Origin of the sequence: Dactylosporangium sp. CA-139114, from assembly GCF_050955725.1 — a bacterium.
GTDB lineage: Bacteria > Actinomycetota > Actinomycetes > Mycobacteriales > Micromonosporaceae > Dactylosporangium.
In genome coordinates, this window is sequence record NZ_CP192080.1 from 8,642,806 (window position 1) to 8,663,085 (window position 20,280).

Annotated in this window: 19 protein-coding genes; 9 read left to right on the forward strand and 10 right to left on the reverse strand. The window is 72.7% G+C overall.

Going from position 1 to position 20,280, the window contains the following annotated elements; genetic code table 11:
• The first annotated feature begins 5 nt into the window (after positions 1-5).
• Positions 6-644 carry a hypothetical protein gene (locus ACQP2P_RS38730; protein ID WP_433609582.1) on the forward strand — a complete coding sequence of 213 codons (639 nt, stop codon included), beginning with the start codon at positions 6-8 and terminating at the stop codon, positions 642-644.
• A 111-nt stretch (positions 645-755) separates the two neighbouring features.
• On the opposite strand, the gene ACQP2P_RS38735 is transcribed toward ACQP2P_RS38730, so the two are convergent.
• The 3 genes from ACQP2P_RS38735 to ACQP2P_RS38745 form a co-directional block, all read right to left on the reverse strand.
• Positions 756-1,076 (reverse strand): GYD domain-containing protein, encoded by a 321-nt coding sequence (locus tag ACQP2P_RS38735; RefSeq protein ID WP_433609584.1) that lies wholly within the window; start codon positions 1,074-1,076, stop codon positions 756-758.
• A 143-nt stretch (positions 1,077-1,219) separates the two neighbouring features.
• Complete coding sequence (locus ACQP2P_RS38740; protein ID WP_433609586.1) at positions 1,220-2,227, reverse strand: hypothetical protein; 1,008 nt, start codon at positions 2,225-2,227, stop codon at positions 1,220-1,222.
• Positions 2,228-2,299: 72 nt separating this feature from the next.
• Positions 2,300-3,856, reverse strand: coding sequence for a methyl-accepting chemotaxis protein (locus ACQP2P_RS38745; protein WP_433609588.1), 1,557 nt, complete (start codon positions 3,854-3,856; stop codon positions 2,300-2,302).
• 109 nt (positions 3,857-3,965) lie between these two features.
• Between ACQP2P_RS38745 and ACQP2P_RS38750 the strand changes: the two genes are divergently transcribed.
• Positions 3,966-4,178 carry a pyridoxamine 5'-phosphate oxidase family protein gene (locus tag ACQP2P_RS38750; RefSeq protein WP_433609590.1) on the forward strand — a complete coding sequence of 71 codons (213 nt, stop codon included), beginning with the start codon at positions 3,966-3,968 and terminating at the stop codon, positions 4,176-4,178.
• Between the two features lie 67 nt (positions 4,179-4,245).
• Entirely contained in the window at positions 4,246-4,710 is a 465-nt protein-coding gene (locus tag ACQP2P_RS38755) for a hypothetical protein (RefSeq protein WP_433609592.1), read from the forward strand.
• Here the strand turns inward: ACQP2P_RS38755 and ACQP2P_RS38760 are convergent, their stop codons facing one another.
• Positions 4,711-5,484 carry an aldo/keto reductase gene (locus ACQP2P_RS38760; protein ID WP_433609594.1) on the reverse strand — a complete coding sequence of 258 codons (774 nt, stop codon included), beginning with the start codon at positions 5,482-5,484 and terminating at the stop codon, positions 4,711-4,713.
• 36 nt (positions 5,485-5,520) lie between these two features.
• Here ACQP2P_RS38760 and ACQP2P_RS38765 point away from each other — a divergent pair, with 36 nt between their 5' ends.
• The 3 genes from ACQP2P_RS38765 (at position 5,521) to ACQP2P_RS38775 (ending at position 7,843) form a co-directional block, all read left to right on the forward strand.
• Complete coding sequence (locus ACQP2P_RS38765; protein WP_433609596.1) at positions 5,521-6,876, forward strand: GH1 family beta-glucosidase; 1,356 nt, start codon at positions 5,521-5,523, stop codon at positions 6,874-6,876.
• A gap of 69 nt (positions 6,877-6,945) precedes the next feature.
• Positions 6,946-7,371 carry a hypothetical protein gene (locus ACQP2P_RS38770; RefSeq protein ID WP_433609598.1) on the forward strand — a complete coding sequence of 142 codons (426 nt, stop codon included), beginning with the start codon at positions 6,946-6,948 and terminating at the stop codon, positions 7,369-7,371.
• 52 nt (positions 7,372-7,423) lie between these two features.
• The gene (locus tag ACQP2P_RS38775; protein ID WP_433609600.1) at positions 7,424-7,843 is read left to right on the forward strand and encodes a winged helix-turn-helix domain-containing protein; all 420 of its coding nucleotides are present in this window, start codon (positions 7,424-7,426) and stop codon (positions 7,841-7,843) included.
• A gap of 27 nt (positions 7,844-7,870) precedes the next feature.
• Here ACQP2P_RS38775 and ACQP2P_RS38780 read toward each other — a convergent pair whose 3' ends face one another.
• Entirely contained in the window at positions 7,871-10,660 is a 2,790-nt protein-coding gene (locus ACQP2P_RS38780; protein WP_433609602.1) for a BTAD domain-containing putative transcriptional regulator, read from the reverse strand.
• A 56-nt stretch (positions 10,661-10,716) separates the two neighbouring features.
• On the opposite strand from ACQP2P_RS38780, the gene ACQP2P_RS38785 reads away from it, so the two are divergent.
• Positions 10,717-11,571 carry an alpha/beta fold hydrolase gene (locus ACQP2P_RS38785; RefSeq protein ID WP_433609604.1) on the forward strand — a complete coding sequence of 285 codons (855 nt, stop codon included), beginning with the start codon at positions 10,717-10,719 and terminating at the stop codon, positions 11,569-11,571.
• A gap of 61 nt (positions 11,572-11,632) precedes the next feature.
• Here the strand turns inward: ACQP2P_RS38785 and ACQP2P_RS38790 are convergent, their stop codons facing one another.
• The 5 genes from ACQP2P_RS38790 to ACQP2P_RS38810 form a co-directional block, all read right to left on the reverse strand.
• On the reverse strand, positions 11,633-12,373 hold the full coding sequence (locus tag ACQP2P_RS38790; RefSeq protein ID WP_433609606.1) for an ABC transporter permease: 741 nt from the start codon (positions 12,371-12,373) through the stop codon (positions 11,633-11,635).
• Positions 12,374-12,378: 5 nt separating this feature from the next.
• Positions 12,379-13,245 (reverse strand): ATP-binding cassette domain-containing protein, encoded by an 867-nt coding sequence (locus ACQP2P_RS38795; protein ID WP_433609608.1) that lies wholly within the window; start codon positions 13,243-13,245, stop codon positions 12,379-12,381.
• Positions 13,245-13,550, reverse strand: coding sequence for a winged helix-turn-helix domain-containing protein (locus tag ACQP2P_RS38800; protein ID WP_433079410.1), 306 nt, complete (start codon positions 13,548-13,550; stop codon positions 13,245-13,247). The genes ACQP2P_RS38795 and ACQP2P_RS38800 overlap by 1 nt, the downstream gene beginning before the upstream one ends.
• Positions 13,543-14,181 carry a transporter gene (locus tag ACQP2P_RS38805; RefSeq protein WP_433609611.1) on the reverse strand — a complete coding sequence of 213 codons (639 nt, stop codon included), beginning with the start codon at positions 14,179-14,181 and terminating at the stop codon, positions 13,543-13,545. Before ACQP2P_RS38805 ends, ACQP2P_RS38800 begins: the two co-directional genes overlap by 8 nt.
• A 1,003-nt stretch (positions 14,182-15,184) precedes the next feature.
• A complete protein-coding gene (locus tag ACQP2P_RS38810) occupies positions 15,185-18,361 on the reverse strand; it encodes an efflux RND transporter permease subunit (protein WP_433609613.1) in 3,177 nt (1,058 codons plus the stop codon).
• A 98-nt stretch (positions 18,362-18,459) separates the two neighbouring features.
• Between ACQP2P_RS38810 and ACQP2P_RS38815 the strand changes: the two genes are divergently transcribed.
• Together ACQP2P_RS38815 and ACQP2P_RS38820 are read left to right on the forward strand one after the other, a co-directional pair.
• Positions 18,460-18,963 (forward strand): MarR family winged helix-turn-helix transcriptional regulator, encoded by a 504-nt coding sequence (locus tag ACQP2P_RS38815; protein ID WP_433609615.1) that lies wholly within the window; start codon positions 18,460-18,462, stop codon positions 18,961-18,963.
• Positions 18,964-18,974: 11 nt separating this feature from the next.
• Positions 18,975-20,225, forward strand: a complete 1,251-nt coding sequence (locus ACQP2P_RS38820) for a cellulase family glycosylhydrolase (protein ID WP_433609617.1) — start codon at positions 18,975-18,977, stop codon at positions 20,223-20,225.
• Positions 20,226-20,280 lie beyond the last annotated feature (55 nt).

Here is a 20,280-nt window from a genome sequence, read left to right on the forward strand (position 1 = left end):
CTGACATGAACAAGCACATCAAACGCGCCGCCATCGTCCTCGGCGCCGCAGGAATGATCATCGCGGGCGGCGGGGCGGCAGCCATCGCCACCAGCGCCAAGCACACCAGGATCCACTTTCAGATGGTCCGGTCCGCGAACTCGGTGAATACGGACTGCCTGCCCAAGGCCAAGGCCGACGTCACCGTGCAGTCGAGGGGGCAGGTCGAGGTGATGACGATCGCGGCGAGCGGCCTGCCGAAGAACACCGACTTCGATCTGTTCGTCATCCAGGTGCCGAACGCGCCGTTCGGCATGTCCTGGTACCAGGGTGACCTCAACACGAACCAATGGGGCGTGGCCGCCGGCACGTTCATCGGCCGGTTCAGCATCGAGACGTTCAGCGTGGCGCCCGGCACCGCCCCGGCGCCGGTGGTGCACACCTCGCCGATCGCGGACGCCTCGTCGAACCCGACGACGGCCCCGGTCCACCAGTACCACCTCGGGCTGTGGTTCAACTCGCCGGAGGACGCGGTCGCCGCCGGCTGCTCGAAGGACCCGAAGGCTGTGACGCCGTTCAACGGCGACCACACCGCGGGCCCGCAGGCGTTGAGCACCAGGAACTTCCCAGACGCCGAGGGCCCGCTGCGCAGCCTGCAGCCGTAACCCGCGGCAGACGGGCAACGGCGGTCAGCGCGGCGACGTCCGCGCGGCTGCGGCCGTGGTTGTGGCCGCCCACGGGGGCTCACCGTCGTGGGCGGCCGGCGCGTGGGTCGATCAGGCGCCGGGTGCGCGGAAGTCGACAGTCTGCCGAACCGCCTGGTCGACCTCTGCGGGGCTGAGCAGCGCCACGGTCTTGGTGGTCGCCCCGCCGGACGCGCCGATCGTGAGCGCCATGGCGGCGGCCGCCTTGTTGTCGGGCAGCTCGCAGATCGCGACCGTGTCCCGCTCGCCGAAGCTGAAGTCGAACGACTCCAGGTGCCCGCCGACGCTTTCGGCGGTCTTGCGGGCCGCGTCGACCCGGCCGCTGCCGCCGTCCTTCATGAGCCCGCGGAGTCCTTCGTACGAGTAGGTCGCCTCGATGAGGTATCTGGGCATGGTGATCACCCCCTTCCACTCGAGCGTAGCCGCGGGGCAGCCTGCGGCCGGACCGCTCCAAAGGGGTGGTCCCGGCGGAAGTGCGTGGCCCGTCGGGGCGCCGCACCTCCGCCCGGCCGCCCGTGCGCGGGCCTGGGGTCAGCTCAGGCCGTGGGCAACTTGCCGAGGATCGTCTTGACCTCGTCGATCGTCTTCGGTTTGAGCTGGTCCTTCGGGACGAAGGCGGTTCCGAAGGTCACCAGGCTCACCAAGAGGTACAGGTTGCTGTCCACCACGCGGATCGTGTAGTCGCTCGTCTTCGAGCCGATGTCCCAGTCGCGGTTGGTGCCGTAGGAGCGCTCGCCCAGGCCCGTCAGGTCGGCGTCGAAGTAGCGCGACTTGTCCAGGTCGTAGCCGGAGTCGAAGTACTGCCTCGCCTCCTTCGTCGTCGTGTAGACCTGCGTCTTGATGCCGAAGGTGACCTTCATGCCCGAGGAGGTGCGCAGGTCGAAGTCGCAGTCGGAGCGGGCGATGCCGCCGGTGTTGCGCACGTTCGGCGTCGCCTTCTCCTTCTTCGACGCGTAGATGCCCAGCGCGGTCAGGTCCATCGAGCACAGGTCGCCGGGGGCGCCGTACTTGCCCGGGCCCGCCGGGGCGGAGCTGGTCTTCAGCGGGCGGTCGGTCGGCAGGCCGGGGGCCGCGGGGCCGGTCGTGGCCTTCGCCGGGCCGCCGTCGGCGGTCACGGGGGTCACCGGGTCGTCGCTGCCGAGGAGCTTGGTCACGACGAGCACGCCGCCGATCACGGCCAGCACCAGGACGCCCGCGATCACGCCGATCAGTGGCCAGGGGGTCGAGCCGCGGGGGGCGGGCGGCGGCTGCCAGCCCTGCGCCGGTGGGGCCTGCTGCCAGCCCGGGGCCGGTGGCGGCGGCTGCCAGCCCTGTGTGGCCGGCGCCTGCTGCCACGTCTGCGTCTGGGGCGGCGGCTGCGGCGGGTAGCCGGCGGGCGGTTGCGGGTGCTGCGGCGGCCCGTACTGCGGCGAATAGCCGGGCGAGACCGGCTGACCCGGGCCGGGCGAAGCCGGGAAAGCGCCGGTCGGCGGGGGCCCCGGCGGCGTGGGAGGGCCGCCGAAATATTGACCGCCGTAGGGGTCGCCGGTCGGTGGGTAAGTCACGGAGTCCGACCATAGTCGATGTCTTCGGCCCATATCGCCCCGTCAGAGGCACGCGAAGGTAACGAGCCCCGGTCAGTAGCGGAACGTCTGGACGATGCCGCGCAGGCTCGCCGACATCGCGGCCAGGCTGCCCGCGGCCCGCTCCGACTCCGTGATGCCGTTCGTGGTGAGCTGGACGGACGTGGCCACCTCGCCGATCGTGCCGGCCACCTCGCGGCCCGTCGCGGCGGCCTCCTCGACGCTGCGGCTCATCTCCTCGGTCGTCGCCGACTGCTGCTCCACCGCCGAGGCGATCGTCGTCTGATACTCGTTGATCCGCGCGATGATCTGCGAGATCTCGGCGATCGCCGACACCGCGCCGGTCGTGTCCGCCTGGATGGCCTGGACGCGGCGGGCGATGTCGTCCGTGGCGCGGGCGGTCTCCTGGGCCAGGTCCTTCACCTCGCTCGCGACCACGGCGAAGCCCTTGCCGGCATCGCCCGCGCGGGCCGCCTCGATGGTCGCGTTCAGGGCCAGGAGGTTGGTCTGCTCGGCGATCGACGTGATGACCTTGATGACGTTGCCGATCTCGGCCGAGGAGTCGCCGAGCTTCGACATCACGTCGTTCGTCAACGCGGCCACCTCGACGGCCCGGCCCGCGACCGTCGCCGCCTGGGTCGCGCTCTGCGAGATCTCGCGGATCGACGCGCCCATCTGCGTCGCGCCCGACGCGACCGTGGAGATGGTGCCGGACATGCGGTCGGCGAGGCCGGCCACGGCGCCGGCCTGGCGGGAGCCGGCCTCGGCGCCGGCGGCGCTCTGCCGGCTGGTCGCGGCGAGCTCCTCGGCCGCGCCGGCCAGGGTCGCCGAGTGCTCGGCCAGGCTCGCGACGGTCTCGCGCAGGCGGCCGCGGGCCTCGCCGAGGGAGGCCGCCATCTGGCCGACCTCGTCGCGCTGGTCGACGCCGGCGTCCTGGGTCAGGTCGCCGTCGGCCACGGCGCGCAGGACGTGCGAGACGCGGCGCAGCGGCTGGACGATGACGCTGGCGATGTACAGGCTCAGCGCCACGGCGACCGCGAGCGCCGCGCACAGCAGCACCACGACGGCCAGCCGCGTCGAGTTCGCGGTGTCGTCGAAGTCCTTGCCCGCGACCAGGGCGTTCTGCGCGCGCTCGATCTCGGCGTCGAGGCGGGCCTCGTACACCTTGCGCAGTTCGCGGTTGGCCCCGAACGCATCCGCCACCGCCTTGGCGCGGTCCGTGCCGTAGGTCGTGAACTCGGTCCGCAGCGCGGCGAACCACGCGTCCACCGCCGCCTGGATCTCCTTGACGGCCGGGTTGCCGGTCCGGGCGGCGTCGCGGAGCGCGGCGTCGACGACCGCCTGGCGGCCCAGCGACTCGTCACGGAACTGGGTGTCCCCGCCGAGCAGGAAGCCGCGCTCGTCGTTCGCGGCCGTCTTGGCGGTGAGGGCGGCCTTGTTCAGGGCGGCGATGTACGGCACCGCGCCCCCGACCTCGTTGTTACGCGTGGCCCGCAGGTCGCCGATGCCGATGAGGGCGAGCAGCCCGGTGGCGGCGGTGCCGGCGACGGCGACCGCGGCCACGAGGAGGATCTTGGTGAAGACGCGGCGGGAACCCAGCCAGCGGCGCATGTGGAGTGCTCCGTTCGAGGCGATGTCAGACGACTCATCGGCCGACCGGCTCGCTACCTGAGCGCTCCGCGAAAGCTCCCGGGCCGGGCCGGACGTCCCCGTCGGTGGCGTGCTGCCCGACGGGTCGCCGCACTCCGTCCCGATCTGGGCCGGGCGCGAGGGCGACCGGATCGCGATCCTCACGTCGCCGCGGTCGCGCAAGGCGCGCAACGACGGAGCTCATTCGCGGCCGGGTCGTGGAGACGGTCGACGAGGAAGCGGCCTGGGACATAGGCCGGCACCGTCGCGCCGGGCCCGCCACCGGCCGTGTACCAGGGGCTGACCGTCGTCCGGTGGGCGGCCGCGACCGACGACGTCGCCGTGGCCGGCTCCGACTTATATTCGACGCCGTGGACAGATGGGTGCCGTTCCGGCGGTCGCGCCCGGACCGGGTCGTGGAGCTGGTCCGGCGCGTCGCCGAGGCGGGCGACCCGGGCGAGCACGGCGAGGGTGTCGAGGTGGTCGTCGAGGCCCCCCGCACGACGTGGTGGCGGGCCCTGTTCAACCGCGACGACACCCTCGCGCAGGCCCGGATCGTGGTGACCCGCGAGGGCGGCGCGGTGCGGTACCCGTTCGACATCCAGCTCGTCACGGCGTACGGCGCCGGCGCCGCCCATCGCCTCGGCACCCGGCCCGGGTGGGCGGTGAGCAACTCGGCCGGGATGGCGTTCGTCATCCAGAAGGGCACGCACCGCACCGGCTTCGACTTCGAGGAGCTCGCCGCCGGTGCGGTCGCGGCCCTGGCCAAGCTGCGCCGCAAGCCCCGGGAACGGGGCTGGCGGGCCCGCATCGACCGGTCCGTCAAACGGGGCTGATCAGAGGGTGCTGACGGTCTCGATCTCCTCGTTCGTCAGCTCGAAGCCGAGCACCGCCAGGTTCTCGCGCATCCGCTCGGGGCGGGTCGACTTCGGGATGACGACGATGTCGTGGTGCAGCTGCCAGCGCAGCACCACCTGCGGCACGGTCGCGTCGTGGGCCTTCGCGATCGCGACGAGCCGGGGGTCGTCCAGGGGCGTGTTCTTCAGGGAGCTGTACCCCTCCACGACGACCCGCCGCTCGCGCATGTCGTCGAGGAAGCGCGGGTCGTGCTGGGCAGGGCTCCAGGCGACCTGGTTCACGACCGGGGTCTCGCCCGTCTCCCGCACCAGCTCGTCGACGAGCGCCGTGTCGTAGTTGCTGACGCCGGCCGCGCGGATGCGCCCGGCGTCGCGCTGCTCCAGGAACGAGACCCAGGTCGGCAGCGACTTGCCCCGGGCCGGCGGCCAGTGGATGAGCCACAGGTCGACGAAGTCCACGCCGAGCGCCTTGAGGCTCGCCTCGAGGGTCTGCCGTTCGCGGCCCGCCTGCGACGGCGGCAGCTTCGTGGTGATGAAGACCTCGGAGCGGTCCAGGCCGCTGTCGCGCAGCGCCCGGCCGATCTCCTCCTCGTTGCCGTACATGGTCGCGGTGTCGATGTGCCGGTAGCCGGCGTCGAGCGCCGCGCGAGCCGACTCGTACGCCGAACGGCCCGTGATCTGCCACGTGCCGAAGCCGATGGTCGGCAGGTTCACCCCCGGCGCCAGCTCCACCGCTGGAATGTCGTGTGCCATGACCCAATCTTGCCCCGGCGCGGTAGCGTGCGCCGTATGCCGGATCTACCGCCGTTCCCGCCGGGCTTCCGCTTCGGCGTGTCCACCGCCGCATACCAGATCGAGGGCGCCGTCGCCGAGGACGGGCGCGGACCGTCCATCTGGGACACCTTCGCCCACACCCCCGGCGCGACCCGCGACGGGCACACCGGCGACGTGGCCTGCGACCACTACCACCGGTGGGAGTCCGACCTCGACCTCATCTCGGGGCTGGGCGCCGGGGCGTACCGCTTCTCGGTGGCCTGGCCGCGCATCCAGCCGACCGGCGAGGGCCCCGCCAACGCCGCCGGGCTCGACTTCTACGACCGGCTCGTCGACGGGCTGCTCGCGCGCGGCATCGACCCGCTCGTCACGCTGTTCCACTGGGACCTGCCGCAGGCGCTGCAGGACCAGGGCGGCTGGGCGAACCGGGACACGGCGATGCGCTTCGGGGAGTACGCGGAGCTGCTCGGCGAGCGCCTGGGCGACCGGGTCAAGCTGTGGATCACGCTGAACGAGCCGTACATCCACTTCGCCCTCGGCCACGTCCAGGGCGTGCACGCCCCCGGGCTGCGGATGCTCTCCGACCAGCTGCCGGTGGTCCACCACCTGCTGCTCGCCCACGGTCTGGCCGTGTCGGCCCTGCGCCGCACCTCGAACGCGCCGGTGACGCTGGCCAACAACCACTCGCCCGTCCGGCCCCGCAGCGACTCCGACGAGGACCAGCTGGCCGCGGCCGTCTACGACCTGGTGCAGAACCACCTGTTCACGGACCCGATCCTGCTCGGGCAGTACCCGCCCGGCTACGAGTTCCTGACCACGGCCGACGTCGACTCCATCGTGCTGGAGGGCGACCTCGAGGTCATCTCCCAGCCGATCCAGGCGATGGGCGTCAACTACTACAACCCGTCGCTGATCGCCGCCCCGCCCGAGGGCGACCCGCTGCCCTTCGTGCGCCTCGACATCGAGGGGTACCCGAAGACCGCCTACGGCTGGCCCGTGGTCCCCGACGGCCTGCGGGAGCTGCTGGTCGGGCTCAAGGAGCGCTACGGCGACCGGCTCCCGCCGATCTGGATCACCGAGAGCGGCTGCTCCTGGCCCGACCTCGACGACCAGTTCCGCATCGACTACATCGCGGGCGACCTGCGGGCCGTGCGCGCGGCCATGGACGCGGGCGTCGAGGTACACGGCTACTGCACCTGGTCGCTGCTGGACAACTTCGAGTGGGCGGACGGCTACGAGCAGCGCTTCGGCCTCGTCCACGTCGACTTCGACACCCAGCGGCGCACCCCGCGGCGGTCCTACGAGTGGTACCGGGAGGTTTGCACCGCAGCTGCACCCCGGCCGGACTTGCAGCAAGACCCGACCGGATGACACGGTGGGTGCGGCGGAATCCGTAGCGTTGCGCAGGTCAGTCGTGCGCAGCCGTTGGGAGTCCCCGCCGTGGCCGAGCAATACGCCGGAGCCCTGCTCTACCTGGTCCCCGTCCTCGTGGCGGCGGTCGTCGCGTTCATCGTGACCCGCCCCGAGAAGGACGACGCCCCGGCGGAGACCACGCTGCCCATGCCGGCCGCCCCCACCCGCGCCGCCGCTCCCGCGACCCGTCCGCGGGTGCCGCAGCAGCGCACGTACCAGCCGCTGAACCGCCGCGCGAACCCGTCGACGGCGGCCCCGAACCCGTCGTCGTCCCCGACACTGCTGCACGCGGCCCTGTCGTCGCACCTGGCCGCGGTGTCGGGCGCGGCGGCGGGGACGACGGCCCCGGCCTCGTCGAAGCTGCCCGCGGTCCGCCCGGCCCGCCTGGTGTCGATCCGCCGCCCGGCCCGCATCCCGCGGCGCCCGATCCACCGCTGCCCGCACAAGCCCTGACCCGCGGCCCGATATATGGCCACATGGCCATTCGGATGATAGCGTCCTGGCCATGCTCGATCGCCGATCCGTGCACGCGCTGTACCGCCAGGTCGCCGACGCCCTGCACGAGCGCGTCCGCAGCGGGGACCTCCCGCCGGGATCGGTGCTGCCGAGCGAGGCGGCGCTGGCCGAGCAGTACGAGGTGAGCCGCGACGTCGTGCGCGACGCGATGACGGCGCTGCGCAGCGAGGGCGTGATCGTGACCGAGCGGGGCCGGCGCTCCAGGGTTCGCCGGACCGGCCCGCTGGAGGAGCTGCCGGTGCCGGCGGCGGCCCGGATCACGGCCCGGATGCCGACGGCCGAGGAGCGCCACGACCTGCACATCGTCCCGGGCGTCCCGCTGATCGTGATCCGCACCGACGAGTTCGAGACCTGCCACCCGGCCGACCGGGTGATGCTCGTGAGCCCCCCGGAGCGCGGCGGCGCCTGACCGGTCCCGCCCGAGCCGGCGAGCGGGTCAGAGGTAGTCGGCGACCCGGCCCAGGGTCAGGACCCCGCTGCCGGCCGCGTGCTCGTTCGCGGCCGGGCGCAGCTGCGCCGACAGACGGGCGTGAGACGCGGTGTCGCCCAGCTCCCGCGCCGCCCGCAGGGCCAGGCACAGCCGCGCCTCCCAGAGCAGATCGTGCGGCGACGGGGGCAGGTCGCGCAGGGCCTGGCGGTCCCGGTGCAGCAGCGGGCGGGCCCAGGGCTCGTACGGGCCCAGGTCGTCCGACGGGGTCCAGCGGCCGATCGACAGCAGCGCCAGACCCAGCAGCCCCTCGTGCATCCCCGGCATCTCGGACCTCGCGAGGACGGCGTCCGCGGCACGGTACGCCCGCTCGGCCTCGTCGGCGGCGCCCGCGGCGGCCAGGCGCAGGGCGGCGTACCAGGCGGTGAAGACGGGGACGACGGGCAAGCCGTAGCGCGTGGACAAGACGTCGGCCGCCGCCGCGTGGGAGTCGGCCCTCGGCAGGTCGTCCAGGGCGCACGCGGACTGCAGGGCGATCAGGTGGCCCAGGACGGCGAAGGTGACCAGGTCGTGCGCGGACGCCAGGTCCAGCAGCTCCTCGGCGATCGCCAGCCGTGCGGGGCCCCGGCCCGGGGTCGCGAAGCTGTGCAGGAACCTCGCGTTGAGGGCCAGGGCGCGCAGGGCCGGATCGGGGCCGGCCAGCGCGTAGGCCTCCTCGGCGGCCTCGATCCCCCGCGCGTCCCGGGCGCCGCGCAGCTCCATGGCCAGCGTCGACAGCAGGCGGGACCTCGCCTGGCCCGAGGCGTGCGGCAGGGCCCGCTCGGCCGCCGCGGCGATCGCGGCGGACAGGTGCTCGTCGTCGTTCCTCGGCCAGATCGCCGGTACGGCGAAGGTGTCCAGGCCGCCCATCGACACCGCGGTGGCGCGCAGGCGGCGGGACTGCGCCAGGTGGCCGGTCACGGCCAGGGCCCGGCTCAGGCCCAGCAGCGACCCGGTGTCGCCGGGCGCGTGGGCCAGCGACTGCCGCCACAGGCGGGCGGCAGCGTGCGGGTTGTTGCGGCGCTCGGCCCGGGCCGCGGCCTCGGCCGAGTACCGGGCCGCCTTCGGGGCCGTGGTGCGCAGGGCCGACGCCGTGAAGTGGTACGCCATGACGTCCACGTCCCCGGGTGACAACGCCTCCGCCGCCTCGCCCGCGGCCTTGTGCCAGGCCGCGCGCCTCGGCTGCGACAGGTCGCCGTAGATGGTGTCGCGGACCAGGACGTGCGCGAACCGGGTGCCGTCGGCCAGGAACCCCGCCCGCGTCGCCTCCTCCAGCGCGTCCAGCACGTCCGTGCCGGCCAGCGCGGCCAGCAGCTCCGGGTCGACGTCCCGGCCGAGGACGGAGGCCCGGCGCAGGATCTCCCGCGTCGGCTCCGGCAGCTGGGCCAGGCGGTGCCGGATGACGTCGCGGACGCCCGGCGGCACGGTGCGCAGCGCGGCCGGGCCCTCGGCGGCCAGCAGGCGGGCCAGCTCCCGCACGAAGAACGGGTTGCCCCCGGTGCGTTCCCGCAGCAGGTGTACCTCCCGTGCCTGCAGATCCCGCCCCCCGACCTCCCGCGCCAGGCCGGCGGTGGCCCGCTCGTCGAGGCCGCCCAGCCGGATGCGCAGCGGCTCGGCGCGGGCGAGGCGGGCCAGGAACGCGACGTACTGCGGGCTCGGGTCGGTGTCGCGCGCGGTCGCCAGGACCCGGACCCGCCCGGGCAGCGCGGCGAGCACGTCCCACACGTCCTTGTCGGCCCGGTGCACGTCCTCGGCGACGAGCAGCACCGGGCCCGGACCGAGCTCGTCGCCCGCGGTGCGCAGGTCGGTCCACGGCCAGGTGCCGGGGGCGCCCTCGTGTTCGCCGGCCCTCCCCCACCGCACCGGGCGGCCGCTCGACGCCCATTCGCGGGCGAACGCCTCGGCGAGGGCGCTCTTGCCGGCGCCCGCCTCGCCCTCGACGAGCGCCACGGACGCGGTGCTGCCGCGGAGCCGGGCGAGCTCGTCGTCGCGCCCGAAGAGCCGTGCCGAGGGTTCGGCGCGGCCGGCCGGGGCGAGGCTCTCGGACTGCGCCAGGATGTCCCGCTCCAGGGCACGCAGCGCCGGGCCCTGGTCGACGCCCAGCTCCGACACGAGGGTGTCGCGGGCCTCGCGCAGGGCGGCCAGCGCGTCTCCCTGGCGGCCGGAGCGGTACAACGCCAGGGCCAGCAGTCGCCAGGACTCCTCGCGCAACGGGTGCGCGGCGACGAACGCCCGCAGGTCCGAGGCCGCCTCCGCCGGGCGGTCGCGGTCCAGCAGGGCCGCGGCCCGGCGCTCCACGGCCAGCTGGTGCAGCTCGTCCAGGCGGTCGATCTCGGCGCGCGCCCACGGCTGCTCCCACCACTCCGCGTAGGCCGGGCCGCGCCACAGCGCCAGGGCCTCGTCCAGGGCCTCGAGGGTGCCGGCGGCCAGCAGGTGCTCGAAGCGGACGGCGTCGACGGAGGCGGGGGCGGCGCGCAGGGCGTACCCGGGCGCGGCGGTCACCAGCAGGCGCGGCTCCGCGCGGGGCGGGCGGTCCGGCTCCAGGGCGCGGCGCAGGTCCGCGACGAACGTGCGGATCGCGGCCAGGGCGCCGGGTGGGGCGGTGCCGGACCACACGTCGTCGGCGAGGACACCGACGGGCACGACCCGGCCGCGGGCGACGAGCAGGCGGGCCAGCACCGTGCGGTGGCGGGGGCCCTTGAGCGATACCGGATCCGGATCCCGGGCCTCCAGGGGGCCCAGGACGCCGAAGGAGATCACGGCACCGATTATTCGCCGCTGACCCGATGCTGATCGGGCCGGCGCAGGGTGGTGGCATGGAATTCTCGTACCGTCGCGTCGAAGTCGCCCCCGCCGTCTCCCTCAACGTCGCCGTGTGCGGGGCGGGCCGCCCCGTCGTCCTGCTGCACGGCTTCCCGCAGACGCACCTGATGTGGCGGCACGTGGCACCGGCCCTCGCGGCCGCGGGGCACATGGTCATCTGCCCGGATCTGCGCGGCTACGGCGACAGCGACAAGCCGGACGGTACCGCCGCCTATGCCAAGCGGGTCATGGCCCAGGACGTCGTCGCGCTCGCGCGGGCGCTCGGGTTCGAGCGGTTCGCGCTCGCCGGGCACGACCGCGGGGCCCTCGTCGCGATCCGGGCCGGGCTCGACCACCCGTCCCGCATCACCCACCTCGCCGTGCTGGATGTGCTGCCGACGCTGGATTCCTGGGAGGTACTGCGCGGCACGGCCGGCGTCGTCGGCTTCCACCTGTTCCTGATGGCGGCCCCGGCCCCGCTGCCGGAGCTGCTCATCGCCGGGGCGCCCGACGCGTTCTTCGGGCACTTCCTCGACGCTTGGGGCGACGGTTCGCTGCCACCGGAGATGCGGCAGCGGTACCTCCAGGCCTCCCGCGACGCGATCCCGTCCATCGTCGCCGACTACCGCGCGACCGCCACGGTCGACGTCGAGCACGACGAGGCCTCCCGGGCCGCGGGCGAGCGGCTCTCGATGCCGGTCACGGTGCTGCAGCAGGACTGGGGCGCCGCGATGGGCTTCGACGCCAAGGCCCGCTGGAGCGCCTGGGCCACGGACCTGCACCACCACACGGTCCCCGCCGGCCACTTCATGGCCGAGGAGCAGCCTGAGCTGGTGACCCGGCACCTGCTCGACCTCTTGGCCCGGTAGCGGCCCCGCGGCCGGTGCGTGCGGAGCACGCATGGGGGGGGTGCGGGGTGGGACCCCCCCGTCAGCTGAAGCGGGCGCCTTCGTCGCGGCGAAAGGCCCAGGCGGCCAGGGCGGCCATCACGAGGGTCCACGCGGCCAGCGACAGCATCGAGGTCGCCGACACGTGGAAGTCGCCGACCGCGGCCCAGACCAGCTCGACCGCGCCGCGGGTGGGCAGGTAGGGGGCGATCGTCTCCACGAAGCCGGGCGCCTGGCCCGGGGCCGAGAGCAGGCCGCCGCCGAACGCCAGCGGGAAGAAGATGATCTGGGCGACGGCCAGGGCGGCCTTCATCGGCAGCGCGTAGCCGATCGCGAGGCCCATGAACGTGAACGGCAGCGCGCCGAGGACCACGGCGCCGACGGCGAGCAGCAGGCCCGTCGCGCTCGTGGTGGCCGCGGTGAACAGCCAGCCGATGACGACCACCGGCAGCAGCGAGATGGCCATGAACGTCAGGCCGGACAGGATGCGCCCGGCGAACGCGGCCGCGGGGCCGGCCGGCAGGGTGCGGGTGAACGGGTCCCAGGGCTGCGCGCGGTCCTCGGATACGCCGACGCCGTAGGTGAACAGGGAGCTCGTCATCACCGCGAACATCACCATGGAGGCCGTCGCGAACGTGGCGCCTTCGGGGTTGTCGCCGGCGAACGGTACGACGAAGAAGAGCATCGACGCGGCCGGGAAGAACGCGCCGCCGACGACGGCGACGGGGATGCGGATCGTCTCGAGGATGCGGAAACGGGCGTGGGTGAGGGCCAAGGAGGTCATCGCGGCTACCGTCCGGTGCTCGTCAGGGTCAGGAACGCCTCTTCCAGCGTGGTCGGCTGGACCTGGAGGCCCTGGAAGGGCACCCCGATGCGGACCAGGTCGCGGACCAGCTGGTCGGCGTCGGGGGTGAGCAGGGAGGTGCGCCCGTCGGCCTGCTCGACACCGACGACGCCGGGCAGGTCGGGCAGGTCGGTGGCGCTGATGCTGACCCGGTGGATGCCGACCATGGCGCGGATCGCGGCGACGGTGTCGTCGGCCAGGACGCGCCCGTGGCCGACGACCACGACCCGGTCCGCGAGGGCCTCGATCTCCTCGAGGTAGTGACTGGTCAGTACCACTGTGCCGCCCTTGTCGGCGAAGTCCCGGATCGCGTCCCAGAGCGCCCGTCGCGCCTGCACGTCGAGGCCGGTGGTGGGCTCGTCCAGGAACACCAGGCTCGGGCGGCCGGCGAAGGCCAGGGCCACGGCCAGGCGGCGCTTCTGGCCGCCCGACAGGCCGCCCGTCTGCCGCCGCGCCAGGTCGGTGAGGTCGAAGCGGGCGAGGAGCTCTGCCGGCGGTACCGAATCCGGAAAATGGCGGGCGACGAACTCCACGCATTCGCGCACCCGCAGCGTGGACGGCAGGCCCGTCTCCTGCGGCGTCACGCCGATGCGGCGGCGGCTGCGCGGGTCGCGCGGGTCACCGCCGAAGAGCTCGACGGTGCCGCTGGTGGGGCGGCGCAGGCCGACGAGGAGGTTGATGAGCGTGGACTTGCCGGCGCCGTTGGGCCCGAGCAGGCCGACGACGCCGCCCTGCGGGATGTCCAGGCAGACGCGGTCCAGGGCCAGGGTGTCGCCGTAGCGGCGGCTGACCTCGACGGTGCGGGCGAGCATTACGACTCCTCTTTGGGTGGGTCAATGAGTGCCCGTAAGGCGCTGGTGTAGTCCTCGAACGCGACGCGGCCGCGCTTGGTGAGGCCGGCGGAGGTGGTCGGGGTGCGGCCCCGGAAGGACTTCACGACCTCGACATAGCCGGCCTGTTCGAGCTTCGTCAGGTGTACCGAGAGGTTGCCGGCCGTCATGTCGAGCAGCTGCTGCAGCCGCGGGAACGTCATCCGGTCGAAGTCGCCGAGGCTCGACAGCGCGGCCATGATCCGCAGGCGCGCCTGCACGTGGATCACCGGGTCCAGCTCAGCCACGCTTGCCCCGGAGGTGGAACAGGACCCCGAGCAGGATCAGTCCGCCGCCCCCGCCGAGGGAGATGATGAGCGAGTGCCAGCCGGCCCCGGCCGCGACACCCGCGACGTTGATGACGGTGAGCCAGGCCCCGAAGACGAACATGTCGCGGGAGACCCAGATCGCGGCGCCGCACATGTACATGGCGGCGACGAGCCCCACGGACGCGCAGGCCCAGAGCAGGCCGCGTTCGGGCTCGGGCAGCAGTCGCGAGAAGTGGTTCATCGTCATGCCGAGGCCGGTGAAGGCGAAGAACCACGTGAAGCCGTACGCCGAGCCCTGCCACGACGACCGCCCCTCGACGCCGCGCCCGCGGACCACGCTCACCAGGATCGTGCTGACCATCGCGAGGGCCATGAGCGCGAAGAGCGTGGCGAGCGGGAGCCAGGCCGGGAGGTTCACGAAGACCTTGCCGCCGGGGCCGTAGCGCAGGAACAGCAGCCCGAACCCGATGAGCCAGGCCAGCCCCCATGGCACGTAGTAGAGCAGCGGGTTGAGCGCGATCGTCTTGGCCGCGTTGGCCTGTTCCCTGCGGATGAGCGCGAGCGATGCAGCGGCCGACGCGGGCGGCGCATCGTCATCGACGGGGGTCATGCAAAGAACTTTACGCCACAAACTCATTTACGCAACCTCGATGGCGCGGCTCTCCTCCCCGCAGCTGGGGTTCGCTTTGACACCGATAAATCACGATAAATCGGCTTATTTGCCGACTATTCCCTGGGACCTTTCGGGGTGCTGGTCGCGCGGCCGCTTCGGCTCGCCCAGGAAGTTTCCCGATCCGAGGCCCTCGATGGCGCGGCTCCCACTTCCCCGCCTTCGAGCCCGGCCATGGTCCCGCGCTCCGCACTTTCTTGGCCGGCCGCCGCGATGCGGGTCTGCGACGCGCCCCGCGGCAGCCGCTCACAACTCGGCCCGCCACGCGAACGCCGGCAGCGGCCGCATACCGACCGGCCTGCCGTCCGGTGGCCGCTGCGACGCGACCACGATCGGCGCGCCCTCCCCGCGCCCGGTGCGTCCCGCGGTGCCGCAGGCTCGCAACGGCCGCCTCGGCGGCGACCACCGGGCCGGGCTTGCCCACCGGCGAGCCGGCGCGGGCCGGCAACGGGCAACCGCGGCGCCAGGCCCCTCCGGCAACCGCCCTCGACCGCGTCGCCGCGCCGACCGAGCCGGGCATCCGAGGTCGCGCCCCGAGCCGCGATCCCGACCAGCCCGGTGACGCCTCGCCAACCGCGCTCGAGGACGCCGCCTCCCGCATTGGCGACACCGGCCTCGAACCCGCCGCCCGCGGCCCGGATGCGGACCACGAACGCGTCGGACGCCTGCCCGCCGTATGCCCAGCGCGATCGAGGCTCGGCCAAGATCCAGGACCAGGGCCGGGCGTGGTCACGTGCGCGCGAGCGGTTGGCCTCGAAGCGCATTCGGTCGTCAGCTACAGGCGGCGAGCCAGTCGAGCAAAGGCCGAACACGCGGCCCCGGGGCCGTTCCGCTTCATCCCCACGGTACCCCACCCATCCAAGTTGATCTCAGTTCGCGTCACCGTGGCACTACACAGCGAAAGGCCGGCCCCGCGGGAGCCGGCCTTCCGGTGCGTCATGTGCTAGAGGGTCGTCGGCGCGGGCTCCAACGGGTCCACGCGGTGGCGGCCGTCCGACTCCCCGCCGTCCGGTTCCGGCGCCGTCAACGGCGACGCGTGCTTGCCCTCGCGGCGCAGGCGGCGCTTCTCCTTCGTCGACTCGACCATCGTGTAGAGGGTCGGGACCAGCACCAGGGTCAGCAGGGTCGAGCTCACCAGGCCGCCGATGACCACGATGGCCAGGGGCTGCGAGATGAAGCCGCCCTCGCCCGTGAGGCCGATCGCCATCGGCAGCAGGGCGCAGATCGTGGCGACCGCGGTCATGAGGATCGGGCGCAGGCGGCGCCTCCCGCCCTCGACGACCGCCTCGCGGACGTGCATGCCGGATTCCTGGTACTGGTTGATCAGGTCCATGAGCACGATCGCGTTGGTCACCACGATGCCGATGAGCATGAGCACGCCGATCATGGCGGGCAGGCCCAGGGGCGTGTTCGTGGCCAGGAGCAGGATGATGGCGCCCGTTGCGGCGAACGGGATGGACACCAGCAGGATCAGGGGCTGGGCCACGCTGCGGAACGTCGCCACCATGATGATGAAGACGATCGCGATCGCCGCCAGCATGGCCAGGCCGAGCTGGCCGAAGGCCTCGGCCTGGTCCTGGCTCGCGCCGCCCAGGGTGACCGTCACGCCGGCGGGCAGGCTCAGCGCGTCGAGCTTCGTCTGCAGCTTGGCCGAGACGGCGCCGAGGTTGTCGCTGTCGGCGCGGCCGGTGACCGTGGCGCTGCGGTTGCCGTCGATGCGCGTGATGGCGACCGGGCCGGTGTCCTGGGCGACGTCGGCGATCTGGTCGAGACGCACGAACGGCGGGGTGCCGGGCACCGGGATGGTCAGCGCCTTGAGCTGGTCCAGCGAGGCCGGGGCCGGGCCGGAGCGCAGCACCAGGTCGCGCTGGGAGCCGTCGATGGTCATCTGGGTGAGGGTCTGGCCGCGGTACGCCGCCGCCACGATGCCGCCGACGGCCGCGTCGTTCAGGCCGTACTTCGCGGCGGCGTCCCGCTTGACCTTCACGTCGATGCGGGGGTTGCTCGCGGCGAGGTTGTTCTCGACGTCCGCGATGCCGGCGACCTCCTTCATCGCGGCCTCGACCTGCTGGGCGCCCTTCGCGAGCGCGTCGGGGTTGCTGGCCTTGACGATGACCTGGAGCTGGTCGCCGGAGCCGCCGCCGCTGCCGCCGGACGTGATCTTCACGGTGCCGAGGCTGTCACCGGCCGCGGCGACCTGGCCGCGCAGCTCGTTGACGACCTTCTCGACGTCGGTGCCGTCCTTCGCCGTGACCGAGAAGTTGGCCGTGTTGCCCGACTGGGCGCCCGCGAAGCCGAAGCCCGCCGAGGCGCCGATCGTGGCCTGGTACGCCTCGATGTCGGTGCGCTTCCCGAGCAGGTCCTCGATCTTCTTGGCCGCCGCGTCGGTGGTCGCCAGGCTGGAGCCGACCGGCAGCTGCTGCGAGATGGAGAACTCGGTCTGGCCGGACTGGTCGATGAAGTTCGTCTTCAGCGCGCCGGCGAGCCCCATCGTCAGGATGAACACGACGATGCTGAGCCCCACGGTGATCCAGCGGGTGGCCCGGCTGCGGGTGACCCACGAGATGACCGGCACGTAGGCGCGCTGCAGCGGGCTGCGGCGCTCCTTCTCGTGGGCCTTGGCCTCGATCTCCTCGCGCTCCTCGGTGCCGAGGGTCTTGGGCTGGCGCAGGAACCAGTACGCGAGCACCGGCACCACGGTCAGGGCCACGAACAGCGAGGCGAGCAGGGCGACGGCGATGGTGACCGCGAAGGGCCGGAACAGCTCGCCGGCCAGGCCGCCGACGAGGCCGATCGGCAGGAACACGGCGACGGTGGTCAGGGTCGAGGCGACGACCGCGCCGGTGACCTCCTTGACGCCGGTGAGGATGGCGTGGACCTTGGCCTCGCCGTATTCCAGATGTCGTTTGATGTTCTCGAGCACCACGATCGAGTCGTCGACGACGCGGCCGACGGCGATGGTGAGCGCGCCGAGGGTGAGCAGGTTGAGCGAGTAGTCGCCGATCCACAGGCCGATGAGCGCGACGACGACCGACAGCGGGATCGACACCGCGGTGACGAGCGTCGAGCGCAGCGACACCAGGAAGACCAGGATCACCACGACGGCGAAGAGCAGGCCGAGCGCGCCCTCGGTGGAGAGGCTCTTGATGGAGGACTCGACGAACGGCGCCTGGTCGAAGACCGACGTGATCTTCGTGTCGCCGCCGAGCTGCTTCTCGAGGTCGGCGAGCTTGTCGCGGACCGCGTGGGAGATCTTCACGGCGTTGCCGTCGGGCGAGGCGGTGACGGAGATGCCGAGGCTCGGCTTGCCGTCGGTGCGCGTGATCGAGGTGGCCTCGACGGTCTTGAGCTCGACCGTGGCCACGTCGCCGAGCTTCGCGGTGGGCGTGACGTTGAGGTTCTTGAGCTCGTCCAGCGTGGTCAGGGTGCCGCCGACCTGCACCGCGAGGGACTTGTCGCCCTCGGTCAGGGTGCCGGCGGGGAAGGACACACCGTTGGACTTGAGCGCGGCGGTCAGCGACTGCGGGTTGACCCCGGCCGGACCCGCCTTCTGCGGGTTGAGCGTGATGAGCACGTTCTGCGTCGCGGCGCCGGTCACCTCGACCTGGCGCACGCCCTCGATGCCCTGCAGCTCCGGCACGACGACCTGCTTGAGCTGCTGCGCGAAGGCGATCTGGTCACCCGAGCGGGACGCGGCCAGCACCACGGCCGGCAGGTCGTCGGTCGAGCCGGCGATGACCTGCGGGTCGACGTCCGACGGCAACTGCGTCCGGATACGCGAGATGGCCGTGTTCATCTTGTTGGTGATGTCGTCGACCGAGGAGCCGAAGTCGAACGAGACCTGCACCGTCGCGACACCCTCGCGGCTGGTGGAGGTGATGTCCGTCAGTCCGGGCACGCCCTGCAGCGCGCCCTCGATCGGCTTGGTCACCTGCTCCTCGACGATGTCCGGCGACACGCCCGGGTAGGACGCGACCACGAAGGCGGCCGGGAAGTCGATCGAGGGGATGAGCTGTTGCTTGAGTTTCGGAATGGCAATGGCGCCGAAGCCCAGGACGACGATCGCGATGATTGCGACCAGCCCCCGGTTCGCCAAACTGAGCCGGGCGAGAAACGACATGTCTGGAGTCTTCTTCCGGTTGGCTTAGACAGACATTAGTTCGTGTGATGCTAACGGTTCGCCTCGCGCAAAGTTTATCCAGGGGGTACAACATTCCTGTGAACAATCACAGGGAAGCGCTCCTGCTGCGCGTCGCCGCCGCCGACGAACGGATGCGTGCCCTGCTCGCGTACGACCGGACCAATCCGCTGCTCTCAGTTAACCTCACGATGCAGCAGCTCAGAGTCCTAATGCTCCTGTCGCGGCACGACGGGATCGCCTCGGCCGAACTCACCCGCCGCCTCGGTGTGAGCCTGGCCACGCTGTCGGGGATCGTGGACCGGCTCGTGACCCAGGGCTATGTGACGCGCACGGAGGATCAGCACGACCGCCGCATCCGGCGCATCCACCTCGCCCCGGCCGGGCGCGAGATCCTGCGCGAGCTCACCGACGGCGGGACGAGGGCGCAGCGGCGGCTGCTGGATCGCCTCGACGACGAGACGCTCGACATGCTCGCCTCGGTGCTGGAGCGGGTCGTCGAGGTGGCCGTGGCCGACGCCGTCGAGCAGCAGGCCGGGCCGGATCATCCCGGCCGCGAGATAGACCGCGCGGCCACCGGGTAGCCGACGCCCCCATGAGGAGCGCGCTGATCCTGCTACTACTCCTGGCCGCCGTATCGATCCCCGGCGAAACGGCGCGTGCCGCAGAGCCGGGCGGCGGCATCCACGTGCGCGACGGGCGCCTGGTCGAGGCGAACGGGAGCGACCTGGTGCTGCGCGGGGTGAACCACGACTTCACCTGGTACCCGGACAAGAACGGCTCCTTCGCGGCGATCAAGGCCACCGGGGCCAACGCGGTGCGGGTGCCGCTCGGGACCGGGCGTCAGTTCCGCCGTACCAAACCGCAGGAGGTGCGCACCATCGTCAACCTGTGCCGGCAGGAGCGGCTGATCTGCATCCTCGACGCGCACGACACGGCCGGCTTCGGCCAGGACAAGCGGGCGGCCCCGATGGCCGACGCGGTCGCGTTCTGGCTGTCGCTGCGCTCCGAGCTCGCCGGGCAGCAGGACCACATCATCGTCAACATCGCCAACGAGCCGTTCGGCGTCGGCGGCGACTGGCCCTGGGTGCAGCAGACCTCGGACGCGATCCGCACGCTGCGCGCGGCCGGGTTCACGCACACGCTCATGGTCGACGCGCCCGGGTGGGGCCAGGACGAGGTGGGCGTCATGCGCGACAACGCCGAGAAGGTCAAGGCGGCCGACCCGACCGGCGACACGCTGTTCGACATCCACATGTACGGCGAGTTCAACAACGCCGCGAAGGTCAACGCCTACCTGGGCTCGTTCACCCGGCGCCGGCTGCCGGTCATCATCGGCGAGTTCTCCGGCGAGCACGAGTGGGGCGACCCGGACGAGGACGCGATCATGGCCTACGCCGAGGGGCACTCGGTCGGGTACCTCGGCTGGTCGTGGAGCGGCAACGACAAGCCCTACAGCTATCTGGACCTGGTGCACGACTTCGACCCGGCCATCCGCACGCCCTGGGGCAAGCGGTTCCTCACGGGCCCGAACGGCATCTCGACGGACACCCGGGAGGCCACGATCTTCCGCAACGGTACGGCGGGGGCCTCGCTCAAGGTCACGGACGTGACCGCGAGCAGCGTGCGCCTGACCTGGCCGCGCCGGTCCGCCGGCACGACCTACCTGGTGATGGCCGTGCACGGGTCGAGCGAGTCGCGGATCGCGGCGACCTCGCGGCCCGAGATCACGCTGCGCGGGCTGAAGGGCTCTAGGGAGTACACCTTCGCCGTCTACGCCCGGGGACTGCTCGGCAACCGCTCGCCCCGCTCGGCGCCCGTCTACGCGGTGACCCCGCCGGCCTGAAGCGCCTGCGCCACGGCCTCGCGGACCCGGGCGTCCCGACGGGTCGTGTTGCGCC